We start from the raw sequence: 10,335 nt of genomic DNA on the forward strand, positions 1-10,335 counted from the left end.
GGTTGAGGGTGTGCACATAGTAACATGCGGCATAAAAATAATATCCGCGCCCAGCAGGGTAGTGGCACGTACATTTTCAATGATATTATTATCGTAACAGATCAGGATCCCGCACTTCCAGCCAAACAGGTCAAACACTACGTATTGATCGCCAGGTGTAAGGTGCGGGTTAATGAAGGGATGCAGCTTCCGGTATTTGGCTACCAGCCCGTTCTTATCCACGCATACATAGGCTTTGTACAAGCTGCCGCCAGCATCTTTTTCAAACAAACCAGCCAGCAGGGTAATACCGGTTTCCGCGGCAATAGCTGTTAAGGCTTGTATGCTGGGCCCATCCGGAATGTGCTCGGCCAGCTGCAGCATTTGCTCTTTTGATAAATGCCGGGCAAAGGTGTAGCCCGTAACAGAACATTCATGAAAAGCAATCACCTGCGCGCCTGCCTGTGCGGCCTGTAAGGCCAGCTGACGAATGATCTGCAGGTTATAGGCTTTATCCCCGCTGCGGTGCTCAAATTGTGCAGTAGCAATTTTTATAGGTAACATGTGCAGTTATTTACCATGGCAAGGTAGTACGGTCCCTGGAAGTGGAATTGTAAAAACCCGACATTAAGCAGGCAGCTGCATAAAATTAATGGCCAGCAAACGGGTTTGGGTGAGGTATTGCGTAGGGGTAATGCCTGCCAGCTGCTTAAATTCATGTATAAAATGCGCCTGGTCGTAATAACCGGTTTCATAAGCCAGCTGCGTAAGAGAGGCCTCCGGTGCTTGCTGTATGCATTTTAATAAATGCTGAAAGCGCATGGTGCGCAGGAATTGTTTGGGGGTTAAACCCACATGCGCGCGGAACTGCCGCTCCAGCTGTCTTTCCGAAATGTGCAGGGTTTGGGTGAGCTGCCCCACCTGCATAAGGCCATGCTGCTGCTGTATATGCGCCATGGCAGCGGTTAACAGCCGGCCGGCCGCAGGATGCTGCTGCAATTTCTGAATAAGGAAATGTTGAACGAGCTGTAAACGCTGCTGATCATTTTCAGCCAGCACTATGCTTTCTTCCAGCTGCTGGCCGGCTGCGCCAAAAATATCCGGCAGGCTAATGAGCTGGTCGGTAAAAGTATGCGCAGGCACACCGGTTAATGTTTGCAGGGCATAAGGCTGCAACACCACTACCAGCATACCAATGGCGCCGCCGGAAGCCAGGTCGTGGAACTGGCTGATCTGTCCGTACACAAAACTGCGAGGATGTACCGGCCCGGTATTGGAGAAGGCAGAGAACCGCGCTTTGTAATAGAACACCATACCCGCATGCCCGTCCGGCGAAAGCCGGTGATGCTGCAGGGCAGGACTATCATTTTCCAGTACCAGGAAATGTTTTACCAGTGACGTTAATATAGCAGGCGGCGCTATCTGCATAGTATAAAAGTAACTATCTTTAGTCACTCAAAAATTTTAATTGTATGAAAGCCGTTGCTGTTTTAAAATTCCGCGATATACCACAGGTAATGGAATTACCCCAGCCTGAGTTACGCGCGGGTATGATATTAATACGTGTAGCCGCTGCCGGTATGAACCCCTTTGACTGGAAAATGGTGGATGGTATAATGGATGGCCACATGCCGCACCAGTTTCCGCTGATCATGGGCGTAGAAGGCGCAGGCACTGTAGTAGCCGTAGGAGAGGGCGTTACCCGTTTTAAGGAAGGGGATAAGGTGTACGGGCAATTCATACACAGCCCTATTGGTGAAGGGGCGTATGCGGAATATGCAATTGTGCCGGAGAACAATGCCATCAGCATAGCGCCAAAGTCTATTAACCTTGCTGCAGCTGCTGCTGTGCCCAATGCCGGCATGACTGCATTGCAGCTGTTGGAGGCCGCCGGCTTAAAAAGAGGACAAACACTGTTGATAATAGGCGCCACGGGCGGCGTAGGCTCTTTTGCCACGCAGCTGGCAGCCCTGCAGGGTATACAGGTAATTGCCACGGTAAGTAACGAGGCCGCTGCAGAACGTATGCTGCAGCTGGGCGCCGTTACCACTGTTAATTACAAAACAGGCTCCATTGAACAACTGGTAAAACAAACCTATCCGGATGGTATTGATGGACTGATAGACCTGATGAGCAAGAAAGATGCTTTTGCTGCAAACACAGCGCTGGTAAAGTACGGAGGCGTAGCCCTTACTACAGCTTTTGTAGCAGATGATGCTTTGCTGAAAGAGCGGAACTTACGCGGTGGTAATTTTGAAACAAAAGGCAATCTTACCTCGCTGGATCAGCTTACTCAATTGATTGATGACGGTAAGCTGCAGATACCTGTAGGCAACACCATCACGTTACAGGAAGTAGCCGCTGCCATTGCGCAAAGCCGCACCGGACACGCCACGGGGAAAACAATTATTACGATGGAATAATTGTTAATTAATAATGAATAATTAAGAATTAATAATACCGGAGAATGTTAGTTCAGGCAAACGCTGCTTCTCCGAAGTGATAAGCAAAATAAAGAGGAATGGTGCTCTGTAGCGCCATTCCTTTTTTTGTGCAATTATCCGTACTGCGATATAACTGCGCTACGATTATTAATTATTCATTCTTCATTATTAATTAAAAGGCGCTTGCGCCGTTCAGCTGCTCCATCGCCGCCTGGTCCAATCCCAGTTTGGAAGCCATCATCAGCTCTTCTAATTGTTCCACACTGGTAGCGCTGGCAATAGGCGCTGCAATGCCCGGGCGCTGCGCCAGCCAGGCAATAGCCACGCTGGCAGGATTGGTTTTATAACGCGCGGCTACTTCATCCAACGCAGCCAGGATCTTCATTCCGCGATCATTCAGATAGCTCAGCGCTTTTTGTCCGCGCGGGCTTTTGGAAACATCTGCTTTGGAACGGTATTTACCGCTCAGGAAACCGCTGGCCAGCGCGTAGTAAGGTATTACGCTTAAACCATGTTCCTCGCAAATAGGCATATACGAAGTTTCGAACTTCTGACGGTCGTACAGGTTGTACTCCGGCTGTAAGGTTTCATATCGCGGGTAACCATAATTTTCACTGTTGTGCAGGGATAAGGTGAGCCTTTCCGGGCTCATGTTGGAAGTGCCTATCACGCGCACTTTGCCGGCTCTTATCAGCTCCGCATAGGTAGCCAGCGTTTCTTCTACCGGCGTGGTTTCTTCATCAAAATGTGTTTGGTAAAGATCTATATAATCTGTTTGCAAACGGCGCAGGGAATCTTCCACTGCTTTGGTAATATATGCTTTGGAGGTGCCTTTCTGCTGCGGCCCCATTTCACCGCCTACTTTAGTGGCTATGATCACCTGCTCCCGTTTACCACTTTGTTTTAACCAGTTACCAATAATGGTTTCCGATTCACCGCCTTTGTTACCGCTTACCCATTTGGAATATACATCTGCCGTATCTATCAGGTTAAACCCTGCGCCGGTAAAGGCATCCAGCAATTTAAATGAATTAGGTTCATCAATGGTCCATCCAAATACATTACCGCCAAATGCCAGTGGCGCCACTGTGAGCTCAGACCTGCCCAGTTTCCGTTTTTCCATCTTATATTAATTTTGATCTAATATTTCCCACAAAAAAGGTACCAGCATAAATTAAACCCACTAATACACCTGTAAGCAGCCCCGGCAGAAATTGGGGATATTGTCCTCATGCTCAGCTAAAAATGCAGCGTTCTCTACGCAAACCTATTACTAATGAAAGGAATATGATAAATGATCATAACTAACGGAGACGGCTATATTTTAAATTATTACTATTTTGCGGGCCGCTGCGTGCTGCTTACGTACATATCAGTATAATCCATTATCCGCCTTGGCCCAGGGGAACGCCAATCATAGCAGCCGGTTGGGAGGTTTGAACAAAAAAATTTAATGCGAACGCATAATTGCCGGCAGGTGATTCCTGCAGGATAAATATTTTTTTAGCAAGGAACAGATTTTGTTAGACAAACGACATTTAACGTACTATGAGTAAGACCATTATTGTATCAAACAGATTGCCCGTAAGAACAACAGAAAAAGATGGAGAGTATGTATTGGCTCCAAGTGAAGGAGGATTGGCTACCGGTTTGGGGTCCATTTACAGGGACGGACATAATGTATGGATCGGCTGGCCCGGACTGGAAGTAACAGAAGAGAAAGACCAGCACCGTATTCAGCGGGAGCTGGCCACCATGAACCTGAAGCCGGTATATTTAACACAGGATGAGATCAATAATTATTACGAAGGATTTTCCAATGAAACCTTATGGCCCGTATTCCATTATATGGCCACTTATGCACGCTATGAGCAGTCGTACTGGGATTGTTATTACCGCGTAAATGAAAAGTTCCGGGATGTGATACTGGAAACCGCAGAACCGGGCGACATTATCTGGATCCATGATTACCAGCTGTTATTATTACCCGGTATGATACGCGCTGCGCTGCCGGATATTTCCATTGGTTTTTTCCTGCACATCCCATTCCCGTCCTTTGAGCTTTTCCGCCTGCTGCCCTGGCGTGCAGAACTGCTGGATGGTATGCTGGGCGCAGATCTGCTGGGCTTTCATACTTTTGATGACAGCCGTCATTTCATTAATGCCGTAACCCGTTTGCTGCCTATCAATGCATCATCCAACGTATTAATGGTGAATGACCGCGCCGTGATTGCAGAGCCATTTCCAATGGGTATTGACTATGAGCGGTACGGTTCTATGGTCAATAACCCGGATGTGCAGGACCAGCTGAAACAGTTAAGAGATAACTTCAATGATATAAAAATGATCCTGTCTATTGACAGGCTGGATTACAGCAAAGGCATTCTGCAGCGCCTGCAGGCCTATGAACTGTTCCTGCAGCTGCACCCGGAGTATACCGAAAAAATAGTGCTGTATATGATCGTGGTGCCCTCGCGGGATAATGTGCCGCAGTATAAAGACCTGCGCGATGAAATAGATAAGCTGGTAGGCGGCATTAATGCACGTTTCCGCACTATTAACTGGCACCCGGTGCATTATTTTTACCGCTCTTTTCCCATTGAAACATTATCTGCTTTATACCACTTTGCCGACATTGGCCTGGTAACGCCCATGCGGGATGGCATGAACCTGGTAAGTAAGGAGTATGTGGCCAGCCGCACTAATAATGACGGCGTTTTGATCTTAAGTGAAATGGCCGGCGCATCCCGCGAATTAATTGATGCGCTGATCGTAAATCCAAATAACATAGGCGCTATTACCCGTGCTATAGAAGAAGCGCTGGTAATGCCCAAGCCGGAACAATACCGCCGTATGAAACAAATGCGGCAGGTAGTATCGAAATTTAATATTGCACACTGGGTAAAACTTTTTATGACACGTTTACAGGAAGTAAAACAGATCCAGCAATCCATGCTGGCACGCCGCCTGAGCCCCGATATGCAGCATCAGGTACAGCAACAATACAGGAAAGCCGAAAAACGCGCTATATTTTTAGATTATGACGGCACCCTGGTAGGATTTAATGTGAACATTGACCTGGCCTCACCAGACCAGGAGCTGTATAAGCTGTTACAGCACTTAACCGCCGATCCGCGTAATGAGGTGATCATGATCAGCGGCCGCAAACATGAGACCTTATCAGAGTGGCTGGGCAATATGAATATGGACCTGATTGCCGAACATGGCGCCTGGACCAAGAAGCAGGGCGCACGCTGGAAAAAGATCCCGGGCTTAACAGACCAGTGGAAACAGGATATTTACACAACCCTGGACACTTATACCGACCGTACGCCCGGTGCTTTTATTGAAGAGAAAAGTTATTCGCTGGTGTGGCACTACCGTAAGGTAGAAGAGGGGTTGGGTGAGCTGCGCGCCAATGAGCTAACCAATACTTTACGTTATTATACCAATGATAAAGGGCTGCAGGTTTTGCCCGGTGATAAAGTGATTGAGGTAAAGAATGTTGAGATCAATAAAGGCCGCGCCGCCATTAACTGGCTGCAGGACCGCCATTATGATTTTGTAATGGCTATTGGCGATGATCATACCGACGAAGATATTTTTAAAGCCCTGCCGGAAGATACTATTTCCATTAAAGTAGGCAGCCAGGTATCTGCTGCGCGCTACTACCTGCGCAACTTTCATGAGGTAAGGCAGTTTTTGGCGACATTGGTGTAGCTTCGCGGTCCATGGCCGATGGTCCATAGTCGATGGCCTATGCACGTAAAACAGATTTTACATGCATAGGCCATTTTTATTTTCTCGCAGTAACGTCAAGTTGAAGTATGCCATGGACCATCGACTATGGACCATGGACTATCAAAGAAATATCGGCACATCCAGCTTCATCGCAATCCTGTACGCTGCATTCATCAAACCCACATGGCTATACGCCTGCGGGAAATTGCCCCACTGGCTGCCATTATCTTCATCCACATCTTCGCTGAACAGCAGCAGGTGGTTGGAGTACTGCAGCAGGTTCTCAAACTCGCGGATCGCATCATCCAGCCGGCCTACGCAGGCCAGCGCTTCCACGTACCAGAAGGCGCATACCAGGAAAGTGGTTTTGGGCTTGCCAAAATCATCTGCATGCAGGTAGCGGTAAAATAATCCCTGCGGCGTTTTTAATTCCTTTTCCAGTCCTTCCAGGTGGTCTTTTGCTTTTTGGGAAGAGGGGTCCAGGTAGTTCATCATGATCAGCTGCAGGGTGCTGGCATCCAGGTGTGTGCTGCCAACTGCATGGGCATATACTTTACGTACAGGATCATAACAGTTCTCAATATGCGCAGCAGCACGCTGCTTCAGGGCAATGGCCTTTTCTACCAGCTGCTGGTGGCCAATGGTGCGGGCCATTTTTTCCGCTGCGCAGCAGCCTGTCCACTGGAACAGGTTGGAGTAGCAGTGGGTGTTGGCCATGTTCCTGAACTCCCATATGCCGGCATCTTTTTCATCAATGGTACGCTCTATTTTTCCCAGCAGGTATTCTATCCACCAGGCCGAATCTTTTCTTTCAGAGAAAACAAAACGGTGATCTGTATACAAGGGCAGCATGGAAATAAGCACCTGTCCGTAAATATCATTCTGTATATGCTCATAGGCCTGGTTACCTATGCGCACGGGCTGGTTGCCCATATAGCCGGAAAGCTCCGGCAGGATCTGTTCTGTGAGCAGCTTTTGCCCGGTAATGCCGTACAGCGGCTGATAGCGGTAGTCGCCGGAAAGGGAAATATCCGTTACATAGTTAAAATAACGTTCCATTTCCTCAAAGTGGCCAATATGGTTTAAGGCGGTAATTACGTAATAGGTATCCCGCAGCCAGCAGTACCGGTAATCCCAGTTACGGCCGCTGTTGGGAAACTCCGGCAGGCTGGTGGTGCTGGCGGCAATGATAGCGCCGGTATCCTCATACTGGTGGATCTTGAGGGTAAGGGCCGAGCGGATCACGTAAGGCTGGTAAAAATTGGCGATGTTGGAATGTTTGATCCAGGTGCGCCAGTAGCTGACCGTTTCCCGTAGGAACGATTCTGCAGTGCTTACCAGCGGCGCTTCCAGCGGGCTGCCATAGCTTAGCAGCAGGTAGCGGGTATCATTCAGCACAAAATGCTGCTCATCCAGCAAATAGTTAACAGGAATATTGGTGGTAAGGCGCAGGCGCTCGCCGGCGCCTAAAAATTCTACGTGGTTGCTGCCCGGCTGCGGGTGCAGGGGCTGTGCGCCGTAATCGGTTACCGGCTTACATCTTACGCATATACGCGGATTGCCTTCCAGGGGCTCTATTTTACGTACCAGTGTTAAAGGCTTAAAGTAACGTTCGTACTGGAAAAAGCGGGGCGCTACATCGGTGATCAGGTATTTACCATTGTTGCAGGTGATCTCCGTGCACAGTACATTGGTATTTTCCATGTAATACTGGCGGGAGGTGTATTCCCCTTCGGGCAGAATGGAGAACTGGCCGCCCTTATCTTTATCCAGCATGCCGCCGAATATAAAGGTGCTGTCCATCCGCGGCCAGCAAAGCCATTCTACATTAGTATTCCGGTGAATATGTGCTATGTAGGCACAATTGCCGATTATCCCGGTCTGGTACGTATGTCTTTCCATGCAGCTAGTTATAAATGCTTTACGTCCGTGCTAGTTAAATTGTTCATTTAGTATCAAAAGCTGTTCCAGAAAGCGAAAAGCTGAAAGGATAAAGCAGAAAGCTTAATGCCGCGGTTTGGCACCCAATGTATCCCATCGCAGGCAACGCCTTTAGCTGAAAGCGCAAAGCAGAAAGCAGAAAGCTTAATGCCGCGGTTTTGGGAGCAAATGCATACCCATCCCCGTCAATACCTTTTTGCTTTATCCTTTATGCCTTATGCTTTTAGCTTTCCGCTTTATGCTTTCGGCTTTCTGCTTTTTTCCCGTATTTTTATAACATGCAAACCACCAATGTTCAACAGTTCCTGCCGCGTTTTGCACGTATGACCCGCCAGCTGGGCAACGCGCCATTGCACGTGCTGGCCGGCGACCTGGGCGGCACCAAAACCAGGCTGGCGCTTTTCGAGGCTTCCGAAGGCCGGCTGCAGGTGCTGGACGAGCAGGTGTTTGCCTCCCGTGAGTATACTTCTTTCCCTGATGTTGTAAAAGGATTTATCGGCAAGCAGGCCGGCCGCGAGCCGCAACGTATATGCATTGGCGTTGCCGGGCCGGTGATCAAAGGGAAAGTGGAGCTCACCAATCTTTCCCGCGAGCTGAATGTAACGGATATCCAGCAGGCTACCGGTATAGCGGAGACCTCCCTGATCAACGACCTGGAAGCTACCGCCTACGGGCTGGCCACCCTGCAGAACGAGAGCCTGCTTACGCTGCACAGCGGCGCAGGCGATAACGGCGGTAACATGGCCATTATAGCCCCGGGTACCGGGCTGGGAGAGGCCGGACTGTTCTGGGATGGCGAGCTGTATACCCCCTTTGCCACCGAGGGCGGGCACTGTGATTTTGCACCGCGTAATGAGCTGGATATGGAGCTGCTGCAATATTTACAGGAAAAGTACCAGATCGTAAGCTGGGAACGCCTGGTATCCGGCCCCGGTATTTATGATACCTTTAAATTCCTGCGCGATATACGCCACATGCATGTACCGGACTGGCTGGAAGAAGACCTGCTGAAAAAAGATCCCGCAGCAGTGATCAGCGGTCAGGCCATAGAGCAGAAAGTTTCCGTGTGCATAAAAACGATGGAGCTGTTTGTACGTTACCTGGCGCGGGAAGCCGCCAACCTGGTATTTAAAATGAAAGCCACCGGCGGTTTGTTCCTGGGCGGCGGTATTCCGCCCCGTATTACCCCTTTGTTGCAGGATAATACCTTTTACCATCACTACCTGCAGGGCGACCGGCTCATAGAGCTGCTGGCTTCTGTTCCCATCCATGTTATCAGCAATGATAAGGCGGCCCTTTGGGGAGCCGCCTATTACGCCGTGCATCAACAGCGCGTTGTGTAGACCAGTTGTAGTGCTCAATTCATTTGTAACCAAAGCCCGCTGAAAGCCATATGGCAGTTCATGCCCTGGTGCCGGTAAGTTATTTGCGTAAGCGGGGTCAGGGACGTAATAGCATTGGTGCTGTAAGGCCCCACATACCCGGTAGCAGGGTCATAACATTCATGGGCGTTGATCACAACAGAGTGCATAAACTGGTCTACCACCAGCAGGTGCACGGCATTTGACAAGGGAAGCTGTGTATAACCGGCCGGGCCTGTGACGTTGGCATAAGCCGGGCCGGTGATCAGATCAATTTCTGTTTGTAGTAAGTTGGCTGTTTTACCGGACCTGCTGTAATTGCTTACCTGCAGCAGGTTTAGCGCACTCTCCGCATTTTCATTATAGTGTACCCGTAACCGTTGCATCTCCATCCCAAACAAATTAGCCACGTAGGTTAAGGACGAGAATGAATTGAAATCGCTCACCGGGTTGCCATACCGGTAAGTAGCCGTGCGCTGCATAATATCCAGTGAAAGGTTGCCGGTGATCTGGTAAATGCGTTGTGCAAAGGCCTCCGGCCCCGGGAGGGTATATCCCTGTGAAAGGTTGGCGGTATCCAGCACATACGGCATTTGTGCCAGTCCAAAATGGCTGAAGGCAGCTGCCAGAGAGAAAGCGCCGCAGCTGTTCACGGTTGTTTGTTTTACACCGTTGTAGGTTACAAAGGACATATCCGGTTCAATTACGAATTATTCAATTACGAATTACGAATTATGTACTGCGAAAAGCCAATTTTTAGAGAATTATTAATTACGAATTACCAATGGGATGCAGCAATTGAATACCATTGAAAGTTCCAACAATTGCCAATGCACACAAAGGCATTCAAAAGCAGCAGATGTATAACC

General features: G+C 49.0%; 8 protein-coding genes. 3 read left to right on the forward strand and 5 right to left on the reverse strand.

The genetic code is table 11. The annotated features are described in order from the left end of the window. Both VIM87_RS02105 and VIM87_RS02110 read right to left on the reverse strand, forming a co-directional pair. A partial coding sequence (locus VIM87_RS02105; RefSeq protein ID WP_331995368.1) for a nitrilase-related carbon-nitrogen hydrolase occupies positions 1-543 on the reverse strand: 543 nt, incomplete at its 3' end. A 63-nt stretch (positions 544-606) separates the two neighbouring features. Continuing rightward, a complete protein-coding gene (locus VIM87_RS02110; protein WP_331995369.1) occupies positions 607-1,434 on the reverse strand; it encodes a helix-turn-helix domain-containing protein in 828 nt (275 codons plus the stop codon). Positions 1,435-1,451: 17 nt separating this feature from the next. On the opposite strand from VIM87_RS02110, the gene VIM87_RS02115 reads away from it, so the two are divergent. Then, positions 1,452-2,402: an NADP-dependent oxidoreductase gene (locus VIM87_RS02115; RefSeq protein WP_331995370.1), complete on the forward strand. Its 951-nt coding sequence runs from the start codon at positions 1,452-1,454 to the stop codon at positions 2,400-2,402. Positions 2,403-2,595: 193 nt separating this feature from the next. On the opposite strand, the gene VIM87_RS02120 is transcribed toward VIM87_RS02115, so the two are convergent. After that, the gene (locus VIM87_RS02120; RefSeq protein WP_331995371.1) at positions 2,596-3,546 is read right to left on the reverse strand and encodes an aldo/keto reductase; all 951 of its coding nucleotides are present in this window, start codon (positions 3,544-3,546) and stop codon (positions 2,596-2,598) included. Between the two features lie 425 nt (positions 3,547-3,971). On the opposite strand from VIM87_RS02120, the gene VIM87_RS02125 reads away from it, so the two are divergent. Further along, complete coding sequence (locus tag VIM87_RS02125; RefSeq protein WP_331995372.1) at positions 3,972-6,143, forward strand: bifunctional alpha,alpha-trehalose-phosphate synthase (UDP-forming)/trehalose-phosphatase; 2,172 nt, start codon at positions 3,972-3,974, stop codon at positions 6,141-6,143. 141 nt (positions 6,144-6,284) lie between these two features. Here the strand turns inward: VIM87_RS02125 and VIM87_RS02130 are convergent, their stop codons facing one another. Continuing rightward, positions 6,285-8,066 (reverse strand): glycoside hydrolase family 15 protein, encoded by a 1,782-nt coding sequence (locus VIM87_RS02130; RefSeq protein WP_331995373.1) that lies wholly within the window; start codon positions 8,064-8,066, stop codon positions 6,285-6,287. A 317-nt stretch (positions 8,067-8,383) separates the two neighbouring features. On the opposite strand from VIM87_RS02130, the gene glk reads away from it, so the two are divergent. Further along, on the forward strand, positions 8,384-9,448 hold the full coding sequence (gene glk / locus VIM87_RS02135) for a glucokinase (RefSeq protein ID WP_331995374.1): 1,065 nt from the start codon (positions 8,384-8,386) through the stop codon (positions 9,446-9,448). Between the two features lie 14 nt (positions 9,449-9,462). Here the strand turns inward: glk and VIM87_RS02140 are convergent, their stop codons facing one another. Then, positions 9,463-10,158 carry a hypothetical protein gene (locus VIM87_RS02140; protein ID WP_331995375.1) on the reverse strand — a complete coding sequence of 232 codons (696 nt, stop codon included), beginning with the start codon at positions 10,156-10,158 and terminating at the stop codon, positions 9,463-9,465. Between the last annotated feature and the right edge of the window lie 177 nt (positions 10,159-10,335).

It is taken from the genome of Chitinophaga sp., from assembly GCF_036569125.1.
In the GTDB taxonomy this organism is placed as follows: domain Bacteria; phylum Bacteroidota; class Bacteroidia; order Chitinophagales; family Chitinophagaceae; genus Chitinophaga.

Excerpts from the sequence above, each read along its gene's own strand:
- VIM87_RS02115 (WP_331995370.1), top strand. The coding sequence starts at position 1,452 with ATGAAAGCCGTTGCTGTTTTAAAATTCCGCGATATACCACAGGTAATG.
- VIM87_RS02140 (WP_331995375.1), bottom strand. The coding sequence starts at position 10,158 with ATGTCCTTTGTAACCTACAACGGTGTAAAACAAACAACCGTGAACAGC.
- VIM87_RS02120 (WP_331995371.1), bottom strand. The coding sequence starts at position 3,546 with ATGGAAAAACGGAAACTGGGCAGGTCTGAGCTCACAGTGGCGCCACTG.
- glk (WP_331995374.1), top strand. The coding sequence starts at position 8,384 with ATGCAAACCACCAATGTTCAACAGTTCCTGCCGCGTTTTGCACGTATG.
- VIM87_RS02130 (WP_331995373.1), bottom strand. The coding sequence starts at position 8,066 with ATGGAAAGACATACGTACCAGACCGGGATAATCGGCAATTGTGCCTAC.
- VIM87_RS02125 (WP_331995372.1), top strand. The coding sequence starts at position 3,972 with ATGAGTAAGACCATTATTGTATCAAACAGATTGCCCGTAAGAACAACA.